Below are 21,493 nucleotides of genomic sequence, written 5' to 3'. Positions count from 1 at the left end.
TCTCTTAAAATTGAATCAATTTCATAAATTGATTGCATACCTGAAATTACATAAATTGCGCCATAATCTTTAAGTAGTCCCTAACTTCAGAAAGTTATTTTTAGTAAATGCTTTGTAACTATCCATCGATGGGAATTGATCTCATTCATCGACGTATCTGTTAAATTCACTACCTTCAACACGTAACAATTTTTTGTCTTTTGGAATTTTCATAAAATATGGAGTATCAGGAAAAACAAAATCGAAAATTTTTTTAGGCTTTTTTTAAAGTTTTCAAAATTTTTCACTAGTTTTAAAATCAGGAATAGCAAGATATTCTTTTTTATTTTCATTTTTGTACATTTTTAAATAAGAAATTATTTTAAATCAAGTATTTTCATAGTTTAAAAAGTCAAAAAATTCTTTTCCATAATAGATATTCAAATCAACATTATTAAATGTATAATTTTGAATTCTCTTAAATAAAATTTTTTATTTTTATGTAAAGAATCGTCAATAAATCAAAAGCATCCATTTATTTTATAATTTGGAAATAAATCTATGGCTAACTTAATTTTGCTAAAAAAATTTTGAATTTGATCAACTTTTTTGTGCTATCATGATCATCTCTAATTTTTATTTCTAAAACAAAAATTTTATTTTCATTCTTGAAAAATCCATCATATATTATTTGTCTATTGTTTTCTCTAAAATATTGTTTTTTTATTTATTAATTCAAAACCTTTCTTCTAAATATATAAATTTGCAATTTCTTCAATAAAATCACCAAATTTAATTTCTCTGCTTTGTGACAGATTTTGAATTATTTTCTCTTTTGGATTCGATAATCTAAAATTACTAACATATCTGTGAGGTTCATAAATTATTTTTTCAATTAAAGTGGTATATAAATTTTCACCATACGCAATTTTATTGTCTAATTTTTTTGAATGTTTCATAAGTTATTATTGTCTTTAAATTATTCATACTTCTATTTTATTGATTTTTGAAATAAAAATTAAAGAAAATAAAAAACCTCCTTAAAAAGGAGGTAACACATCTATAAGCCACGTTTTGTTCCTTTTGCAAGGTGTCAACAATTTATCTAACTAAAATAATTTTAGTTCCCTTTGTCAATTCATTATTCTATCGAAAGGGTTCCCCTACCAATATTTGGGTTTCTAACTCATGGAGTTTACCGCGTTTCACAATTCTCGTCTCTGTGGCACTAGTCGTCTAGGCCTGAGCTTATTGGGCTCAGCATGAACACTACAATCATCGCAGATTGTGTTAGCGTGGACTTTCCTCTATTTTATACAAATAGCTGTTGACCAATGTGATAGCAAAATTATACAAAATATTTAATTAAAAAATGTTCAAAACCTTTTTGTTCATCTATTAAACCATTTTTAATATTATGATCTAAATTAGCAAGAGCAATAAGTAAATGTTTTACCTTTTTAATACCCATTTTTTTTAAAGATTGATTCACTTTTTTTACACGAAAAATATTGATTTTTAAATCGTTAGCCAATTGATCTAAACTCTTATTTATAGAATAATAAGCATAAATTTGATGACATAAAATTAAATGTTGTGACAATTGTGCAATCAACATAGAAATAGGAGTTCCTAAAACAAGTTTTTCATAATATTTTTGTCAAATAATTGCAAAATCATTACTTTCAATGGAATTTACAAAACCAAAAGGATCATCTATATTGATAGTTTCAACTAATGAATTTATTGTTTCTGTTTGAATATTTTTTTCAAAATTTAGTAGTTTTTCAATTTCTGTATTAATTAAAGATAAATTGTTAGCAGTTTTAGAAATCAATAATGAAGCATTAACAAAATTTATACTTCCGCCATTTTCTTTTACCTTGTCTATAACAAAATTGATCAATTCATTTTCATTTAAAGAATTCAACATTTTTATTTTCATATTCATCTGTGAAATAAGTTTTTTAGTAAAAAAGTTTTGATAAATATCTTTCTCTTTAAGGATGTTAGAATTATTGAAAATTACAATGTGTTCTGTTTTTTCAATAGCATTTATTAATTGTTCAGTTAAAAATTCATCTTTCTTATTAATAGATTTTTCAAAAAAAATTAAATCCTTGATAACATAAATTTTTTTCGTTAAAAAAAGATCCACGTTATCAAGAGCAAAAATAATTTTTTCTATGTCTTCATTTTTTTCATAAAAAATATTTACAACATCTAAATTGTAAATTTTAGATAAATTTTTTATTTCTCGATTCACTAAAAAAGGCTCACTGCTAGAAAAAAAATATAAATTTTGTTTACTCATGTCTATATTTTATTAAAGATTTTTATTTTTGTTTTCAATCACTATTTTATTTAACTTAATCAATCAGTGATTTAAGCCACTTTTGGAAATATTAAAACCATTATCATTCAAAATATCAACCATACTTTGTAAACTTTCGCCGGGATTTTCTAAAAATAATTGAAAGACTTTTAATTGATTTTCATTAAATTTATGTGTTAAATTATTTTTATACATGTATTCAATGTTTTCTATATGTTTTTTATTTGCTGATGCGATACGATCAATATTTGAAAAATCAATATTATTAATTCGATTAATATTGTTTAAATAATCTCTTTGAATTTTAGAATCTTCAAACTTAAAAAAAGAATTTGTTGCTTCAATGGCTTTTAAAAAATCAGCAATTTTTTCTTGTCTTTTTATATAAATTACATATTTTTGTTTGCGATAAATTTTTTGAAAATTAAAATCATAGTTATTTAATTTTTCAATAACCTGATCAATAAAACTTTCGTAAAAAGAAGAAATTTCTAAATGATAAGAACTAGTTTCAAGATTACTAATTGTTCCAGAGGCACAAAAAAGTCCTGCAAAAAAACTAGATAAATTTTTAATTTTATTGTCTAAATTAAACTGATGTTGAAAAATCAAAATATTAATTTTATCTTGAACAAAATTCTTTTTTAACAATTCTAAGAAAGCAATAATTTTTTGTCTAATATTTTTATTTTTAATTGTAAAAATAATATTTTGATTTAAATCAAAAAGTCCTTTACCATACAAAAAACCTTTCAAAAAATCTTCAATTTTTGAAAGTTGTCTTTGTTTGTTTATAATTTCATTTTTAACTTCTAAGGTGAAATTCATAAATGCCTCTAATTTTAAGTTAATTTAAATTAATTTCTTAGTTAGTTATACAATTATATTAATAATTACTGACTTATAAATTCGTTTTTAAATGAATGTAGAAAAGAAATATGCAAAACAAAAAAATAAAAATTTTATTCATTGGAGATATCTTTGGTGAACCGGGAATAAAAATAGTTCAGAAACTTTTACCATCTTTAGTTAAAGAAAAAGAAATAGACTACGTCATTGCACAAGGTGAAAATGTTTCTGGAAGAAAAGGTTTAACTGAAAGCGACTATATAAAATTAAAAGTTGCCGGTGTTAATGCTATTACTTTAGGTAATCATGTTTGAGCCAATGAAAACATTTTAACAATAATTAATAACAGTGATATTGTAAGACCGGCAAATGTTTCAAAAGGTTATGCAGGACAAGGAAGCATTATTGTTAAAGTAAAAGAAGATATATCTTTGAGAATTACTTCTCTTATGGGTATAACTTTTAACAAGCTTCTTACTCCATGAAATCAGGACTATGCTGACAATTTTTTCGATTGTATAGATAGCATTTTAAATTATGAAGAAAAAACAGATTTTAATTTTGTTGATTTTCATGCTGAAACAACAAGTGAAAAATATGTTTTAGCTTTATATTTAGATGGCAAAATTGATGGACTAGCCGGAACTCATACACATGTTCAAACTAATGACGCACATATTTTGCCACGAAAAACATGTTATGTAACTGATGCCGGGATGTGCGGACCAATGGATTCTGCTATAGGCGCCAATTTCGAAGAAGTCTATGAAAAAATGAGATACGGCAAAAATAGACGTTTTGTAACTTCTAAAAATAAATCGCAATTTAATGCAGTTGTTATGGAATTTAATACCATTGACAAAGAGAATAATAAAATTGAATTAGTAAATATTAAAGAAAATTAATTTTTTTAATATTTTTTTTATTCAAATCCGCTTATAATAAGGCGCTATGAAAAACAAATACAGCAATAAAAAAGCATCATCAACAATTAATAAAACTGATGATCAAGAAAGTGAATCTAGAGATTCGAAAAAATCGTTTTTTCAAATTCTTGCAATGGTAAGGAGATCGCAAAGAATTACAGTTTTTGATGTGGCAATTATGGGAATTTTTCTTGCCCTTCAGATAATAACAATGTGAATTGCTAAGTATACATTTTTAAAAATTTTCCCAATTGAAATTGAATTTATTTTTTATATTTTTTACGGAGTAATTTTTGGATTTTGAAAAGGCCCTCTTTTATCAATTTTAGGTGATAGTCTTGTGTTAGCAATTACGGGTTCTTTTGCAACTTGATTTTGACTTTATGCAATAATTCCACCGTTAATTTCATTATTTTCTGCAATTTTTTCATATTTATTTACTTATAAAAAAGATGAAAAAAGTAAATTTAAAAATTTATTAGATATTCTAAGATGAACATTTTCATATTTAATTTTTTTAGCCACTTTTTTTATTATAGTTGCAGTTTATCTACAAAAATTAAAACCAGAAGATGGCTCTATTAAAATTTCAAGAGATTTAACGTTGAGCAAAACATTTGTTATATCTGCTTTAACATTCTATTTTATTTTTGGAGCAATAGTTTTTGTTATTTTACTAACATTGTATTTAATTAAAAGAGATCAGAAATACGTTAATTATTTATTTATTTTTACAATAGTTTCAGTTGTTGTCATGATCTTTAGATGAATTATGGGACCAGTTGCTTGAATTAATTACTACAATATTTTTTATACTAATAGAAAAAATTTCAGACTAAAAACATACGGTAGTGATTTTGCAGTAACAGCAATTCCAATGGTTATCAAATCAATTGTTTCTATTCCGCTTTATATTATTGTGTTAACACCAATATACAATGTAATTAACATTTTGAAAAAACAATACTTAACAAAACATTCATCAAAAAAACATAGATACATTTAATAAAAAATTAGCACTCTAATTACCTAGATTGCTAATTTTTTATTATAATTAGAACATGACAAATTTTGATATTAAAGATCTTAAAGAAGATCGTAAATTAATTTTAAAGTATATCATTGACACTTATGTTGAACTTGGTGAAGCTGTGGGCTCTGAAATGTTAGTAAAAAAATATAACCTAAAAATGTCTTCTGCAAAAGTTAGATATGTAATGAGTGATTTAGAAGAAAAAGGTTATTTGATTAAAAATCATGTTTCAAGTGGAAGAATTCCTTCTAATAAAGGTTATGCATACTATGCTAAATATTTAGTAGAATATAACGAAGATTTTTTAAAAGAAAAATTAAAAGATCTTTTTGCAAAGAGAAGAGCTAACATTGACGTAATTTTAGATGAAGCTGCTAAAAGAGTAAGTGAAATGATGGGAATTACTTTAGTAACTTCAAAAACTAATGAAGAAGATACTTTGAAATCTATTCAATTAGTTCCCCTAACTGAATATGAAGCAACTATTGTTTTAGTTGTTTCTAGTGGTGAAGTTGTTTCTAAAAAAATTGAAGTAGATCCGTCTTTAATTAATTTGAATGATCTAAAAGTTGCGATTAGAATTTTTAAAGAAAGATTAATTGACACGCCAATTGTTGAATTGGGAAACACAGCAAAAAATTTAATTCCTTTTTTAGCTGCAGGAATTAAAAACTATGAAACATTGTTACAAAATTTTGTTCAAAATGTTTTTAATTTTGAAGTGGTTAATCAAAACAAAGTTTATGGAAAAGACCAAATCATTTTAGCAAGTGATATTAAACGTCCTGATTTGATCAAAATTTTGGAATTAATCGAAAACAAATCTATTTGAGAAACAATCGAATCTGAATTCAATGAAGATGATACAAATATTAAAATTTCAATTCGTGAAGATAATAGTGCGTTCATAAGCAAAAAAATTTCTTATGACAATAAAATCAAAGAAATTGCAGTTGTAGGTACTAATAGAATGAATTATAATCAATCCTTAGCAGCAATTCAAATGCTAGAGGATTTAATAAATAACAAAAACGAAAATAAAAAGGAGAAATAAAATATGAATCATTTAAATTTATTTAGCTTTAAAAAAGATGATTTAGTCAAAATTAATTTAACTGCTTTTGATGAAAATAATAATGAAATAGATAGTTTAAAACAAAATAATTATCTTTTTACTATAACTGACCAAAAAGATGAAACAGAAATTATTCCTTTTTTACTTATAAATAAGCCCTTAAAAGAAAATATAGAATTAGAATATCAATTTTCTAAGGATGTTTTAATAGAAGAATTAAAGGGTAAAAAAATAAAATTTGTCATTTCACTTTTAGACTATAAAACAGCAGAATTTATACAATTAAGTGCTGAACTTAAAAAAGCAAAAAATGATATTGCAATAAAAGATTTAAATTTTCAAAATAAAACAAAAGAATTACAACATGTTGAAGAACAGTTAAAATTAGCTTTAAATGATGTTAAAAAAGCTAAAGAAGCACAAGTTGTTGAGCGATTAACTTTACCAAAAGAAGAATTAGATAATATAAAAAAATATTCATTACAAAAATTTGTTGAGGATTTCACAAATCCTTATGGAACTTTAAAAATGGCTATAAATGCGGGTGAAAATAGTAGTAGTCAAGAAGTTAAAAATTATTTAATGGGATTTAAAATGGTTCTGGGAATGTTAGAAAATTCTTTGAACAATCATGGGATTACTGAATTTCAACCATCTTTAAATACTGAATTTGATCCCGAAACATCTAAAATTATTGAACAAGTTGTAAATGATGATTTAAAGCCTAATACAATTTTAAAAGTCAATCAAAATGGTTTTAAACTTTATGATAGAGTTATTAAACCAGCTTTAGTTGTAGCTTCAAAATATAGTGATGAAAAAGCTAAGACAAAAGAAAATAAGAAAAATAAAAAAATGAAAACTAAGCAATAAACAAATGTTTAGTTTTTTTATTTTTTTGACTTCTAGCTAAAAAAGTAATTATTCATATGAAAGGAGGCAAAAATCATAGATAAATATAATTTAACACCCTTAACCAAAGAGGAAGAATTAAATACTTATGGAGGATCTTTTTTAGGAACTCTTCTTACTGTTGCACCAGTAGTTTTTAGTGGAATTTCTTCAATAGCAAATATTGTTAAAATGTTTGGATCAAAACAAGGTGAAATTAAAAGTAAGGATTATTCATTAAAATGAGACAATAATTCATCTATTCCAAAAGAACCAAAAATGATTTATTTAGCATACTAAAATATAAATATTATTAATATAAAAAAATAGCGAATGTATTATAATAGCAATGTTACTTTTTGTAACCATTCTAAAAAGGTTTAAGTATAACTTAAAGTTATCACCTTAAAGATGAGCCACAAAACAGGAGGTTTTAGCATGTTCGCTATTATCCAAACTGGAGGCAAACAACTTTTAGTTAAAGAAGGCCAAACAATTTTTATTGAAAAAATTGAAGGTCAAGAAGGTGACAACGTTACTTTCGACAAAGTTTTATTAGTAAATGATAAAATTGGTCAACCATATCTTGAAAAAGCAAAAGTAGTAGGTGTTATTCAAAAACAAGGTAAAGCAAAAAAAATTGTTGTTTACCGTCACAATGCAAAATCAACACACAAGAGAAAATTGGGACACCGTCAACCTTATACACGTGTAGAAATTAAACAAATCTTAGGATAGGAAGTATAAAACATGGCAAAAACAAAAGCCGGTGGGTCTACTAGAAACGGCCGTGATAGTCGTGGCCAAAGATTAGGTATTAAATTAGGTGATGGTCAATTTTGTACAGCGGGATCAATTATATTCCGTCAAAGAGGAACTAAAATTTTCCCAGGTAACAATGTTGGTATTGGAAAAGATGACACTTTATATGCTTTAATTGAAGGATATGTAAAATTCGAAAAACGTAGAAATCGTACATATGCCTCTGTATATTCAGAAAAACAAAACTAATTAAAAAGTCAACTTTGTTGACTTTTTTTCTTTTTTTCTTTTTTTTAGACATAAAAGAGAATTTTCAATTATTAAAGTATGAAAAACATTTTACTTTATTTAACTTATAAATATAACGGAGATGCAAGAAAAATTCATAAAGCAATTATTGATAAAGAAAAAATTGACAACATGATGCAACTTAATGAAAAAATATTAGATATAGAAATTAAAGGAATTTCTTATTTGACTGTTTTTGATGAAAATTTTCCATCAGAACTTAAAGAATTTCCAACATCTCCTTTACTCATTTTTTATCAAGGAAATATTGAACTTCTAAAATCCCAAAAAATCTGTTTAACAGGTGATTTAGAAAATATTCAAGTGCTGACAAATATAAATTTATCCATAAAAGACTTAGTTAAAAAATATGTTTTAATAACCACGAATTTTAAAAATTTAGATAAACAAATAATTGAAAAATGAAGAAAAGCTAATGGAAAAATTATTCATTTATTACCTCACGGTTTACTTTATAACAAAGATGAAAAAATTTATCCTAATGAACTTTATTTATCAATTTATCCTCCTGAAAGTCATCCTGAAAAGACAAGATTCAAAGAAAGAAATATTTTAATAAGTTGGTTAGCCAAATTTTTAATTATTTATAGTTCAAAAGAAAAATCTGGAATAATTAATTTAGCCTCTTGTTTTACAGACATGGGAAAAGAAGTCTATTGTTATCCAGGGTTAAATTATGATGATGGAAATAATTATCTAATTAAAAATGGTGCTAATTTAATTACTCATGTTGGTGATGTTTTATATTACTAAATTTATTACTAAAAAAATAACTTAATAATATAATTTTCACTATGAAACTTATAGATAGATTTGGAAATTCACTTAACAAAATTTGTTGTTCAATTAACAAAAAATCAAAAAAATGCGAATTAGTTAAAAAAAATGAAATTATAGGTGAACAAATAGTTGATCTTAACCAAACTAAAATGGCACAATATCAATATCGAAGTATCAATAATAAAGACAAAAAAGTTCGCAAACAAAATAGAATTTTAACAATTCGTAGATTGTTTTTTATGTTTTTGTCTGCACTATTATTCAATTTTGGTGTTCTAGCATTTTTATCTAAAGCTGATACAATACCAAGTGGAGTTTCGGGTATTCCAACATTAATAGTTACTCTTTTGAAGGATAATCCTGAAATTAAAAAATATTTTGCTTTAATGTATTTGGGAGCTAACATACCACTACTTCTTTTATTTGGATTTAGAATTAAACGAAGTTTTGTTTTGCTAACATTATCTTTTATGTTATTTCAAATAGTGACAAACTTTGTTTTCACTTTAGAACCTGTTGAAAAATTTATTAAGACAGCCTTCGATGTGGCACCTGGTTGATCTTCAAGAATTGAATTGAAACCTGGATTAATAGTTGATAATCCGAATACATGACCAATTTTTATTAATGGAATTATTGGTTCTTTATTTTTAGGAGTTGCCATTGCAGTGGCATGAAAAAACGGAGGATCAACTGGTGGAACAGATATAGTGGCTTACTTTTTTTCAACTAAGAAAAAGAAAAGCATTTCTTCAATTTTAATGATTGTTTCATTTACAACGACTTTGACATTCTTGTTGATTTTTGGTTTAGTTGAACCACATTCACACTCATTTACTATAAAATTGGTGGATGATGGCAAAGGCGGATATTCACAAGAATATGTACTATCAAATAGTCGTGTAATATTTGGAATGCGTGAAATTTCAACTCTTCTTTATATCTTTATTGTTAATACTTTGGTTGGAATTATTTATCCAAAATACAAAAAAGTAAGTATGGAAATTTTTACAAATGATCCTTCAAAAGTTTTAGCTTACTTTAAAACAATAAATTACTGACATGCTTATACAATTTATACAGCCAAAAGTGGATATACTGGAAATAATGTTTATAGAATTGAAACAACATTGCTTTTACTTGAAAGTAAACCGATAATGCGTGACTTAAAAGCAATTGATTCAAATTTATGAGTAAAAATTAAACCGGTTATGTCAATTGTTGGAAGATTTAGTACCAAATTTGTTGATTAAAGAGACAATTGTCTCTTTTTTTGTTAAAAAAACACACCATAAAGTGTGTTAATTTTCATTTTCGACTTTTTCTTTATTATCTTTCTTTTTTTCTTTTTTCTTTTCTCTAAGTTTACTATTTTTAAAGAAAACTTCATATACTATAAAATAGATTGAAATTGAAATTGCACCAAATAAAATGAAAACATCAGCAAAATTAAATGTTCCTAATGATTTATTTAATCATTTTTCTAAAAAAGGCACAAACAAGATATCTTTGACCATTCCACCTTCAAAAAGGAAACGATCTAACATATTTCCAAAATTGCCTGCAAAGATAAATGCAGAAAAAACAATAACTGTTTTTTTAGTGGCAAAAAATGGTACAAATAATAAACCTAATCCAATTAATATACTAAATGTTTGAACTATTGTAATAACTGCTAAATTATCTTTTCACGGTAAAACTGTAACACCTCTATGTCCTACAGATCTAAAACCAATTATTACTAAATTCGTAATATCTGTTCGATCACCTGATTCTCAAGCTCCACCAGTGCGTGATGAATTTCATTTAAATATAAATGTTTTTGTTAATTGATCAATTAATATTAAAGTAGTAATAATTGCAAAAAAGATAACATATTTTAGTACCAATTTATATGGATCTTTTTTTGCTTCTTTAAGTTTTTTATCTAACTTATCTTTTAGCTTTTGAAAAATGGTCAATTTAGTTTCGTTTTTTTGTTCCATAATTAAACTTCTTTGTTAATTTTACTAATAATACCATAACACAATGGACATAATTCATCTTTAATTTGTGAAGGAAGAAAATGATTTCAACATCTTTGGCATTTTTCTGACTCAAATGTTAGTATTTCAGTATTTGAACCAAATTCAATAATTCCTACCATCAAAAGTTGTTTTAAATTTAATGATTTGATAAATTCATTATTAGTATTAATAACGACTTTTGCTTCATTAGTTCTCTTAATTAATCCATTTTGCACAGCTTGTTCTAATTTAATGTTGATTTCATTTCTTAACTTAAAGAAGTCTTCTCACTGTTGAATTAATTTTTCATTTACCTCATTAGAAATGTAAAAAGTTTCTAAATGAACAGATTCTTTTTTGTCTTCTTTGTTGAAGTACATATATGCATCTTCAGCAGTAGTTGGAAGAATTGGTGCAATAGTTTTAATGATAAAATCTGCAATTTCATAAAAATTAGTTAAAGTCATTAAACGTTCTTGTGAATTAAGTTCTTCAACATAGAGAATATCTTTGGTTATATTCAAATAAAAACTTGATAAATTCACTACATAATTATTTAATAGTTTTACAACATTGATAAATTTATATTCATTATAAGCCGTAATAATTTCAGTTTTGAATTTTTCTAATTCTTCTTTAATAAAGGCATGAACACCTTTTCTTTCTAAAGAAGAATCATATTTAAAGCCATTTAAATTTCCGAGAAGAAATTTTATTGTATTTCTAATTTTTCTGTAAATTTCACTATTTTGATTAATGATATTATCACTAATTGTCACGTCATTGGTATATTCACTATTAGCTACTCAAAGTCTTAAAATATCAGCTCCTGATTTTTTAATAATTTTTAAAGGATCAACAACATTGCCTTTAGATTTTGACATTTTTTCACCTTTAGCATCTAGAACAAAACCATGGCTGACAAGATTTTTATATGGAGTTACACCCGCATAAGCAACAGAATTAATTAATGATGAGTTGAATCATCCACGATATTGATCGCTTCCTTCTAGATAAAGATCATATGGAGCAGAAATACTTGGATCTATTTCAACTGCAAATGAAGTAGATCCTGAATCAAATCAAACATCCATGATGTCCATTTCTCTTGTATAACCTTTATTTCTATATTCTTCTGGTAAAAGTTCATCTGTTGATTTTGATCATCAAATATCAGCACCATTATCTTCAATTAATTTAATTACATAGTCAAAAATATCTTCTCTTAAAACCGGTTTTTGATTTTCATCATAGAAAACTATAATTGGTACACCTCAAGTTCTTTGACGAGAAATTGTTCAATCATATCTTTCTGAAATCATATTTGTCAATCTTTTTTTAGCTCATTCTGGATAAGTTTGAACTTTTTCCAATTGTGTTAAGATTTCGCGTTTAATTTTGTCAATTGAAACAAACCATTGTGGTGTTCCACGGAATAAAATAGGTTTATGAGTTCTTCAATCATGGGGATATGAGTGAGAAATTGTTGAATTTTTTAACAGAGCTTTATTAAGAATTAAATCTTCAATAATTAAATTATTAGCTTTTTGGTAGAACATTTTTTCATATTTTCCACCTAATTCATTAATAGTTCCATCATTTTCAATGTGCATAATTGAATTAAGAGAATTTTTTATTCCAATTTGGAAGTCATCTTCACCAAAAAGAGGAGCAATATGCACTAAACCAGATCCTGATTCTAAAGAAACATGATGACCATAAACAACGGGTGCTAAATTTTGATTTACAATACTTAAATATTGCATGTTTACCAATTCATCTGATTTAAAGGTAGATTCAATTTCGTAATTAGTTCATTCGAATTCTTTTGCAACTTTTTCTACTAAATCAGCAGCAACAATAAAATAATTGTTTTGATATTTTATTTTGGCATATTCAATTTTTTCTCCAACAGCAATTCCGGCATTGGCAATTAAAGTTCATGGTGTGGTTGTTCAAATAACTAAATAGTCACCATTATTAATTTTTTTAGATTGATTATTATTAACGATTTTGAAGGCAACATAAATTGAAGGAGAAACAACATCTTTATAAACAACTTCAGCTTCTGCTAAGGCTGATTGAGAAGAAGGTGACCAATAAACAGGTTTAAGGCCTTTATAAACTAAACCACTAAAAACCATTTTTTTGAATAATTTAAGTTGTTTAGCTACAAATTTTTTGTCTAATGTGATGTAGTATTTTTCAAAATCGGTAAGCATTTGCATTTCTTTAAATTGTGCTTTTTGAATTTCGATTTGCTCAAGTGCATATTTTGCTGCTTTTTGTCTTAATTCAAGAGGATCAAGATTTTTGAAATTCAATTGTGCTTGTTCCAACATTTTGTGTTCAATTGGCATACCATGTGTATCTCATCCAGGTACAAAAGGTGAGTAAAAACCAGACATTGATTTATAACGCACAATAATGTCTTTTAAAATTTTGTTCATTGCATGACCAATATGTAAATTACCATTAGCATATGGTGGGCCATCATGAAGAATAAAAGAAGGATTATTTTTATTTTGTTCTAAAACTTTTTTGTAAATTTGCTTTTCTTTTCACATTTGCCTAAATTGTGGTTCTTTAACAGTTAAATTGGCTCTCATGTCAAAATCTGTTTTAGGCATGTTTAAAGTATCTTTATAGTTCTTTTCTGACATTTTTCTCCTTATTAATGTTTTTTATAATCAATAACGCTTTGAATAAAACTATCAAAAAGAGGATTAGATTTTAAAACTCTAGTTGAAAATTCAGGATGGTATTGAACTCCTAAATAAAATGGATGATTTTTTAATTCGCAAATTTCAGCAACTGATTCTCCAGGTTTTATACCACTAAAAATAAAATTCTCGGTTTGTAAACTTTGTCTAAATTCTGGGGCAACTTCAAATCTATGACGGTGTCTTTGTTCAAATACATCTTTTCCATAAATTTTTTGTGCAAGAGTGTTGTCTAAAGCAATAACTTTATCTTCTCCAAGCCTTAAAGTTCCACCAATAGGTGATTTATCACCGTTTTCATAAAATGGAGTTAAAACATATGTTTCTTCTTTTAGTGATGATGCAAATTCTTTGCTAGTTGCATTTGTATACCCTAATTCTCTAGCTTGATTAACTACCATAGCTTGAAAACCTAAGCAAATTCCTAACGTTGGCACGATTTTGTTTCTTGTATAGTTGGCAACAAGAACTTTAGATTCGAAGCCTCTTTTACCAAATCCTGGCAAAATTATTACTCCATCGTATTTATCAACAATTTCATCGATGTTATCTTTATTAATTAGTTCAGAATTAATTAATTTGTGATTAATTTCTACATCTAAATGTGCTGAAGTAATTTTCAAAGATTCAATAATTGATAAATAAGCATCTTCAAGTCCCATATATTTTCCAACAAGCAATAAGTTAATTTGATGTTTTTTCTTAGTTGAATACTTATTAACAAAGTTAATTCAAGGGGCTAGAGCATCATAGTTAATGTCTTTTTGAATATTGAAATGATTAAAAATAATTTCCAAAATTCCTTGCTTTAATAAGTAAATTGGAATTTCATAAATAGTTGATTTATCAGGCACACTAATAACATGCTTAGGATTTAAAAATGAAGCTTCAGCTACTTTTTTAATAATATTGCGATCAACTTCTCCTTGACTTCTTAATAAAAGTAAATTAGGGTTAATACCAAAAGATCTTAAAGAAGCAATTGAAACTTGACTTGGTTTAGATTTATATTCTTTAGAAGCTGATAAAAAGGGAACAAAAGCTAAATGCGTAAAGAGCACTTGTTGTGGGTATAAAGTATTAAATTTACTCATGGCATAAATGTAAGGATTTGATTCAATATCTCCCACAGTTCCACCAATTTCAATCAACATAAAATCAGGTTTTTTCTTATCCGCTAAATTTTTTACAATGTTAATAATTTCATCAACTACGTGTGGAACAATTTGCACTGTTTTGCCACCATAGTCGCCATTTCTTTCTTTTTCAAAAATTCTTGTAAAAATTCTTCCACTTGTAAAGTTACTATCTTTATCTAATTTAACGTCAATAAAACGTTCATAGTGTCCAAGATCTAAATCAGTTTCTCCACCATCGGCAGTTACATAAACTTCTCCATGTTCAGTTGGAGACATTACTCCTGGATCAATATTTAAGTAGGGATCTAATTTAAGAGCAAAAACACTAAAACCCTGTGATTTTAATAAATTTCCAATTGAAGCACAAGTAACACCCTTACCTAAACCTGAAAGAACGCCTCCTGTGGTAATAATAAATTTTGTCATTTTTTCTCCTAGTGTGCTATTAATACTAATACTTAATATTTTATATATAAATTTAATGTATTTAATTATAAATTAAATTAAAAAAGAAAAATGCAATAGTTAAAAGTTATTACTTAATTTATTTATGGGTTAACTAATATTTAGTTATTTCATTTAATTAATTTAATTTTGTTCAAGAAATAATTAAGTAAATGAACCTATTATGCAAAAAATATACTAGAAATTTAAATGAGAATTACTTCAATTTCTGAAATGATAGAAGACAGCGCAAGAGTAATTTTTATATTTTATTAAGCATACTGAAGAATAAAAAAAATACCCTTATGAGTATTTTTGGTGAAGTTAATCATTTGGAGGAAATGACGGGAATCGAACCCGCATAGTCAGCTTGGAAGGCTGAAGTTCTACCATTGAACTACATTTCCTTGTTATTAATTTGCTTGATTATTATAGCACTTGTAAATAAAAGTCAAAATAAAAAATATTATTTATTTTCAAATAAAAAAAGTGTAACAAAATAGTTACACTTTGCCAAAGTTATTTAAATTTTAGCAAGAAGCACATGAGCATTTAGTGCATGCGCATTTTTCTTCTTTTTTCTCGCATGAAGAAGGTTTTGCTTGTGAGCAACTTGATTTTTCTCCGCAACTTTTGTTTTGTGAGCAACAAGTTTCTTTTTCTTTACCACAGCATGAAGTTTTTTCTGCTGAACATGAACTTGCACATGCTTTATCTTTTGAACAGTTCATTTTGTCTCCTTAGTCTAATAAATTAAATATGTATTACCAAAAATGAAGAAGTTTGTTGTAATACACATTTTAGTATATTACTTTTTTAAGTTATCAAATCAAAAAATGAATTTTTTTATGAAAAAGTATATAAAAATAAACTTTTTTGAGTTTAAATGAAAACAAAAAAAACGCTTTTTAGACGTTTTGATTGTTAAGATCACTTTGATTTATAATGATTGTTTCATTTAAATCATTTTTTACATCTGCTTGATTCCCAAGAGAAATCTCAATGCTTCAAAGATTGTTTTTTTTGTTAATTTGTTTAAGGGCTGAAAAAGTAACGTCATCTACCGAATATTCAAGACTTTTACTCATTTTTTTACCACTACGATGTTCAAGAAAGTTTTTTAGTTGCATATCCAATTCTTTTTTTGAAATATTAATTTCAATTTCTAGACGTTTGACAATGTCTTTCATCTTAACATTTGATAAAACGTGGTAAAGTTCCAAACTAATTTCTGAAATTTCTTTTCATTCATCTTCATCATATTCATCGTAAATTTCACCAACAATTTCTTCAAGAATATCTTCAATAGTTATAATTCCTAATGTTTCACGAGAATTATTATTTTCTGTCACAAAAGCCATTTGCGCCTTGTTCATTCTTAAAATTTCTAATGCACGAGCTAGAGAAATATTGGCACTAATTGTAGGAATTGTTTTCAGATAACTAATAATTTTTCCTCTTTGTAGGTGAAAAATATCTTTTAATAGAACAATTCCAATAAATTCTCCATCCTTGTTTTTCACCGGCAAACGACTATAATTTGTGTCAAGAAAAATTTCTTGCGCAACACTAATTGAATCATCACCATTAACAAAAGAAACATCTTTTAAACGAATATAATGTTTTCTTACTTTTGTACTATCTAAATCCAAAGCATTTTGCGCCATAATACTTTCATTAGTTTCTAAAACGCCCTCATTTTGTGCTACATCAATTAAATTTTTAACGTCTTGCTCTGTGTTAGTTATATAAATTTTTTTCCCAATTTTGCTTATTGGATATGTAAAAATTCAAAATAAATAATAAAAGAATAAAAGTGGATAGCAGAGAAATTGAGCAGAGTAAATAGGATGTGCTTTAGCTACTAATTTTGGAATAATTTCACCAAAAAGAACAATAATAGGCGTCATTACAACTGTTGAAATTAAAACATTATAATCGTTCGAAATACCCTGAATTTTTGTGCTTAAAATGTAAGAAATTAAGGATGATGAAGCAATGTTAACTATATTGTTACATATTAAAATGGTAGCCAAGGTTTGGTTGAAAAATTTATATTGTTTTTTTATTAATTTTGCGCCAAAACTTTTTTTATCAATTAATGTTTCTACTTTTCCAGGATTTAGTGAAGTATAAGCTGTTTCGCCAGCGCTAAAAAATCCACTACCAATTATTAAAAGAACTAAAAAGATTATTAAAACAATCAGCCCCATGATTAGTTATTTTCCTCACTTGATATTTTATTATATCTATTAATTTGATCTCAATCAATATTTTCAAATCTTCCTGTTGGCATGTCAAAAAGTAATTTGATTTCTGCATTTGATCCACTTCTATTTTTTGCAACAATTAAATCAACAATTGTAGGTTCACTATTATACATTTCGCTAGGATTAGTTTCAACTTTTTTTGCCTTTTTATAGTAGTTTTCTCTATAGAGAAACATAACGATGTCAGCATCTTGTTCGATGGCTCCACTTTCTCTTAAATCAGCCAACATTGGTTTTTTGTTTTCTCTTTTTTCAACATCCCTTGAAAGTTGTGAAAGAGCAATGATTGGAATATTTAATTCCTTAGCTAACAATTTTAAACTTCTACTAATTGTTGCAACTTCGTTTTGTCTACTATCGCCCCGTGATTTATTATCAACATTGATTAATTGTAGATAATCAATAACGATTAAATCTAATGGTTTTATTTTGTGTAATCTTCTACATTTTCAAATTAAAGTATTTAAAGTTGTGGTTCCAGAATCATCTATAAATAAATTTAATTTATCAATTTGATGCAATTTTAAATTCTGAATTTTTAAAATTTCATGATCAGTTAAAAATTTAGCTTCTTTTAATTTAGATGCGGGAATATTAGTTGTTGCACCATAAATACGGCCCATTAATTGTTCAGGACTCATTTCTAAACTAAAGAAAGCAACGTTTTTGTTATTATCAATTCCATCTTTTATTGGAGCATATTTTGCTACATTTAATGCTATATTTAAGGCGAATGCAGTTTTTCCCATTGCAGGACGAGCAGCCAAAATAATTAATTCAGTAGGTTGCAAACCTTGGTTCAAATTGTCAAATAATGTGTATCCTGTCGCTAAGCCATTAATTTCATTTTTAGAATTTCTACGTTTTTGTAAATTTCTATAATATTCATCACTAACTTTTTCACTAGTTAAAAAATTTTCGCTTACTGATTTACGATCAATATTAATTAAAAGTTCTTGTAGATCATTTATTATTTCATCATCTGAAATATTTTGTGATGTATTTGAATTAAATTTATTAACAATGTTTACTGTTTTTTTCTGAATTTGTCTTAATTTTGAAAGTCTTATAATGTTGTCTAAATATGATTGAACATTAGCTTCAAAAGCACTTGCGGTATAAATTTCATTAAGTAAAGATTGATTAACATTTTTTAAACCTTTAGCTCATGCTTTTTCAGTAATACTTTGATCATTAATAGAAGCAGTTTCATCATATAAAGTTTTTAAAACAACAAATAAATTTTTATGTTCGTAAACATAAAAATCATCTTCCATTAAATATGGAATAATTTGATGAGAAATTTTTTGGTTATTTAAAACCAAAGCTAAAACTTTTTGTTCTAACTTTTTATCATGTATAAGTTCGTTATTTACGGATCTAATTATTTCATTATTATCTGGCATTGATTGTTATAACCACCTTTAATTTTGCAACGATATCATTATAAATATGTATATCGATTTCATGTGTTCCATTTGAAACTAAATGAACTTTTTGTACAGCATATTTATCTAATTTATAGCCTTTTTTAACTAAATCTTTCATAACATCTTTAGTTGAAATTGCATTATGCACATTTAAATTACCATTAGCATCAATTTTTGCATCAAGTACATATTCAAGTACTTCACTCTCAAGTTTTTCTTTTAATTCTAAAGCCTGTGCTCTTAATTGCATTTCGTTTGCTACTAAATTATGCAATCTTTTTTCTAAATCTTTTTTTGTCGTTTCGTTATAAGGAACGGCAAAACCTTTTGCAATTAAAAAGTTATTTCCATAACCATTAGCTACTTCAATAATTGTATTTGCTTTTCCATCTTTACAATCTTTTATTAATATTACTTTCATGTTTCACACTCACTATTGCTTGTTTTATATTATCGATAAATTCTTCTAAACTTTCTTTTGATGTTGTGGCGGCAGCAGTTCCAAAATGTCCTCCACCACCAACCATTTCAGCTATTATTTGCACATTGGTATCAATTCCTCTCGCGCTTAGTTTGTATTTATCACCTTTTTCTGTTTTGGCGACTACAAAACTTGCTTTCCTTCCACTGATTCTTAAAATTTCTTCAGCAGCAATTGAAATCACATCATTTGATAATGGAATATCTTTGTATGCTAAATAGAAACCAGGTTTAACTTCTTGTAAAGTTGATAAAACTTCATTAATTTTTTCATAAATTTCAGCATTTATTTTTAATGCTTCACTACTTTTAACTGAATCCGCACCTTTTGATTGTAATCAAGAAGCGGCCTCAAATGTTTTTGATGTTACATGCTTTTGAAATTGTAAGGTGTCTAAGTAAATTCCATTTAAAAGCATTTGTGCTGTTCTAGTATCCAAGTTGACATTTTTAGAAGAAAACATAAGAATTTCAGAAACAATTTCAGAAGCAGATGATGCTGAAGGATCAATAATTCGATTCTGTTTTGGTGCGAAATCGATTGGCATACCTAAACGGTGATGATCTAAAACAAAAACATTTGTATCTTTAGCATTTAATAGTAAATTTGGATTATCAGTTCTATTTGGATGAGAATTATCTACCAAAAATACAAGAGTTGATTCATCAGTTAAATTGTCCGCTTGTCTTGGTTTAATAAATATTTCGTCATCGTGATCAAAATATTGGTCGATAGCTTTAATTGTCGTTTGATCTTGTGTTGAAGTACAAATGTAAGCTTCTTTTTTGTACGCTTTAGCTAAAGCAACAATACCCAAAGCAGATCCTATTGCATCCAAATCAGCATTGGCATGCCCATAAACAATAACTTTTTTAATTTCTTTATTTTTCATTTTTTTGTCAATTAAATAAGTGATTGCTTTAACTTTGGTCCGATCAACACTAGGAAGTATTTCTTTTGAAGAACCATAGTAAAGAGGCATGTTAATATTTGAAAAAATTGCAACTTGATCACCACCTCTATTTTGTGCTTGTAATAGAGCTTGTTTTGCTTGTTCCATTTTTTCTAAAATATTGCTTGTTCCAACTGCAAATCCAGCAGAAACTGAGATCATAATAGTTTTATCATTGTTTTTTAGAATATCATGAAGTTCTTTAAAAAATTGAAATTCTTCTTCTTTCATCTGTTCTATAGAATTTTTGTTTGTAATTATTAAGAACTTACCATTTGTGTTATACTGACGATAAACTAAGTTATATTTTGTTACTAAATTATCTAAAACTTTAACCACTTCTTTATTAACATTATAAATTTGTTCTTCTGAGAGAGTTGACTGGTAAAGTTGATAATTATCTATTTCAATTTCTCCTAAAACTAAGGAGTCTTGATCATAAACTTCTAAAACTCTTTTTTCTAGAGTGATATCTTTAATACTTAAAGAGTTTTCCAAATTTCACATGTTTACAGAGTAGTAAAAAGTTTGATGTTGAAATTCAAATTCTTTATTTACTTCACTCAATTTAATATTTACATTTTGAAAGAAATTCTCAACGGAATCACCAATTCATTTTCTACCAAATCTTTTCCTAATAAATTTACTAGTTCAAAGAATTTTTCCATCAATATCAAAAATGATTGTTCCCAACATGTTATGATTGATTATTTCGTCCATATAACTACTAAATGATTCTTTTGCAATTATTTGTTTTCTTGAATAACTTTTCACAATCAAGAGACTAAACAAAATAAAAATAATAAAACTTAAAATAATTCCAACAATTAGAAAAGTGCTTAAATGAATATTTAAATTTTCAGTATTTTCTGAATTTTGATTTTTAATTAAATAAAAAACAAGGAGAGAAATAAATAAAACAGCTCCTATAGTAGCACTAAACATATATAAAAATTGTTTAAACTTTTTTTTCATCTTTTCTTTCACTCGTTATCATATTTATTAGAACAATATGAATTTAATTATATTATAACTAATATTAATACTTATTTATTTAGTTTACCAAATAAGAGGTTAAAAATTAATTCCAAGTATTGAAAATAAAAAAA

General features: G+C 26.1%; 20 protein-coding genes, 1 tRNA gene and 1 other RNA gene. 8 read left to right on the top strand and 14 right to left on the bottom strand.

Annotated features, from left to right (window positions below; all coding sequences use genetic code 4):
• Window positions 1–264: 264 nt before the first annotated feature.
• From EXC37_RS03235 to whiA, 5 genes are all read right to left on the bottom strand, one after another.
• The gene (locus tag EXC37_RS03235) at window positions 265–423 is read right to left on the bottom strand and encodes a hypothetical protein (protein ID WP_006608760.1); all 159 of its coding nucleotides are present in this window, start codon (window positions 421–423) and stop codon (window positions 265–267) included.
• 305 nt (window positions 424–728) lie between these two features.
• Window positions 729–938, bottom strand: a complete 210-nt coding sequence (locus EXC37_RS02335; RefSeq protein ID WP_051660702.1) for a TdeIII family type II restriction endonuclease — start codon at window positions 936–938, stop codon at window positions 729–731.
• A 99-nt stretch (window positions 939–1,037) separates the two neighbouring features.
• Window positions 1,038–1,318: RNase P RNA component class B (rnpB, locus tag EXC37_RS02330), an RNA gene on the bottom strand.
• A gap of 9 nt (window positions 1,319–1,327) precedes the next feature.
• Window positions 1,328–2,293 carry a DNA polymerase III subunit delta gene (holA, locus tag EXC37_RS02325; protein ID WP_029891831.1) on the bottom strand — a complete coding sequence of 322 codons (966 nt, stop codon included), beginning with the start codon at window positions 2,291–2,293 and terminating at the stop codon, window positions 1,328–1,330.
• 12 nt (window positions 2,294–2,305) lie between these two features.
• Entirely contained in the window at window positions 2,306–3,142 is an 837-nt protein-coding gene (gene whiA, locus EXC37_RS02320) for a DNA-binding protein WhiA (RefSeq protein ID WP_029891830.1), read from the bottom strand.
• Window positions 3,143–3,252: 110 nt separating this feature from the next.
• Between whiA and EXC37_RS02315 the strand changes: the two genes are divergently transcribed.
• The 8 genes from EXC37_RS02315 to EXC37_RS02280 all read left to right on the top strand — a co-directional run bounded on the left by EXC37_RS02315 (window position 3,253) and on the right by EXC37_RS02280 (window position 10,192).
• Window positions 3,253–4,068, top strand: a complete 816-nt coding sequence (locus EXC37_RS02315) for a TIGR00282 family metallophosphoesterase (protein ID WP_006608756.1) — start codon at window positions 3,253–3,255, stop codon at window positions 4,066–4,068.
• Between the two features lie 46 nt (window positions 4,069–4,114).
• On the top strand, window positions 4,115–5,095 hold the full coding sequence (locus tag EXC37_RS02310; RefSeq protein ID WP_006608755.1) for an ECF transporter S component: 981 nt from the start codon (window positions 4,115–4,117) through the stop codon (window positions 5,093–5,095).
• Window positions 5,096–5,150: 55 nt separating this feature from the next.
• On the top strand, window positions 5,151–6,176 hold the full coding sequence (gene hrcA, locus EXC37_RS02305; protein ID WP_029891829.1) for a heat-inducible transcriptional repressor HrcA: 1,026 nt from the start codon (window positions 5,151–5,153) through the stop codon (window positions 6,174–6,176).
• A 3-nt stretch (window positions 6,177–6,179) separates the two neighbouring features.
• Window positions 6,180–7,070, top strand: coding sequence for a nucleotide exchange factor GrpE (locus EXC37_RS02300; RefSeq protein WP_006608753.1), 891 nt, complete (start codon window positions 6,180–6,182; stop codon window positions 7,068–7,070).
• Between the two features lie 456 nt (window positions 7,071–7,526).
• Window positions 7,527–7,826: a 50S ribosomal protein L21 gene (gene rplU, locus EXC37_RS02295; protein ID WP_006608751.1), complete on the top strand. Its 300-nt coding sequence runs from the start codon at window positions 7,527–7,529 to the stop codon at window positions 7,824–7,826.
• A 12-nt stretch (window positions 7,827–7,838) separates the two neighbouring features.
• Entirely contained in the window at window positions 7,839–8,099 is a 261-nt protein-coding gene (gene rpmA, locus EXC37_RS02290) for a 50S ribosomal protein L27 (RefSeq protein ID WP_006608750.1), read from the top strand.
• A 78-nt stretch (window positions 8,100–8,177) separates the two neighbouring features.
• Window positions 8,178–8,912: a DNA-processing protein DprA gene (locus EXC37_RS02285; RefSeq protein ID WP_006608749.1), complete on the top strand. Its 735-nt coding sequence runs from the start codon at window positions 8,178–8,180 to the stop codon at window positions 8,910–8,912.
• A gap of 41 nt (window positions 8,913–8,953) precedes the next feature.
• Window positions 8,954–10,192, top strand: a complete 1,239-nt coding sequence (locus tag EXC37_RS02280; RefSeq protein WP_029891827.1) for a YitT family protein — start codon at window positions 8,954–8,956, stop codon at window positions 10,190–10,192.
• A gap of 48 nt (window positions 10,193–10,240) precedes the next feature.
• Here EXC37_RS02280 and EXC37_RS02275 read toward each other — a convergent pair whose 3' ends face one another.
• The 9 genes from EXC37_RS02275 to EXC37_RS02235 all read right to left on the bottom strand — a co-directional run bounded on the left by EXC37_RS02275 (window position 10,241) and on the right by EXC37_RS02235 (window position 21,359).
• Complete coding sequence (locus EXC37_RS02275) at window positions 10,241–10,924, bottom strand: signal peptidase II (protein WP_051660700.1); 684 nt, start codon at window positions 10,922–10,924, stop codon at window positions 10,241–10,243.
• Window positions 10,925–10,926: 2 nt separating this feature from the next.
• On the bottom strand, window positions 10,927–13,608 hold the full coding sequence (gene ileS, locus EXC37_RS02270; RefSeq protein ID WP_029891825.1) for an isoleucine--tRNA ligase: 2,682 nt from the start codon (window positions 13,606–13,608) through the stop codon (window positions 10,927–10,929).
• 11 nt (window positions 13,609–13,619) lie between these two features.
• Window positions 13,620–15,233 (bottom strand): CTP synthase, encoded by a 1,614-nt coding sequence (gene pyrG / locus EXC37_RS02265; RefSeq protein ID WP_029891824.1) that lies wholly within the window; start codon window positions 15,231–15,233, stop codon window positions 13,620–13,622.
• 351 nt (window positions 15,234–15,584) lie between these two features.
• Window positions 15,585–15,658, bottom strand: a tRNA-Gly gene (locus EXC37_RS02260).
• A 123-nt stretch (window positions 15,659–15,781) separates the two neighbouring features.
• On the bottom strand, window positions 15,782–15,982 hold the full coding sequence (locus EXC37_RS02255; protein WP_129693840.1) for a hypothetical protein: 201 nt from the start codon (window positions 15,980–15,982) through the stop codon (window positions 15,782–15,784).
• Between the two features lie 177 nt (window positions 15,983–16,159).
• Window positions 16,160–17,464: a CNNM domain-containing protein gene (locus tag EXC37_RS02250; protein WP_029891823.1), complete on the bottom strand. Its 1,305-nt coding sequence runs from the start codon at window positions 17,462–17,464 to the stop codon at window positions 16,160–16,162.
• Between the two features lie 2 nt (window positions 17,465–17,466).
• Window positions 17,467–18,927 carry a replicative DNA helicase gene (gene dnaB, locus EXC37_RS02245; RefSeq protein ID WP_029891822.1) on the bottom strand — a complete coding sequence of 487 codons (1,461 nt, stop codon included), beginning with the start codon at window positions 18,925–18,927 and terminating at the stop codon, window positions 17,467–17,469.
• Entirely contained in the window at window positions 18,917–19,372 is a 456-nt protein-coding gene (rplI, locus tag EXC37_RS02240; protein ID WP_006608741.1) for a 50S ribosomal protein L9, read from the bottom strand. The genes dnaB and rplI overlap by 11 nt, the downstream gene beginning before the upstream one ends.
• Complete coding sequence (locus tag EXC37_RS02235) at window positions 19,344–21,359, bottom strand: GGDEF domain-containing protein (protein ID WP_029891821.1); 2,016 nt, start codon at window positions 21,357–21,359, stop codon at window positions 19,344–19,346. The genes rplI and EXC37_RS02235 overlap by 29 nt, the downstream gene beginning before the upstream one ends.
• Window positions 21,360–21,493: the final 134 nt, after the last annotated feature.

It is taken from the genome of Mycoplasmopsis columbina (assembly GCF_900660685.1).
Lineage (GTDB): Bacteria > Bacillota_I > Bacilli_A > Mycoplasmatales > Metamycoplasmataceae > Mycoplasmopsis > Mycoplasmopsis columbina.
The sequence above is the reverse complement of the archived record's forward strand: the minus strand, read 5'-3'. Positions and strand labels throughout refer to the sequence as shown.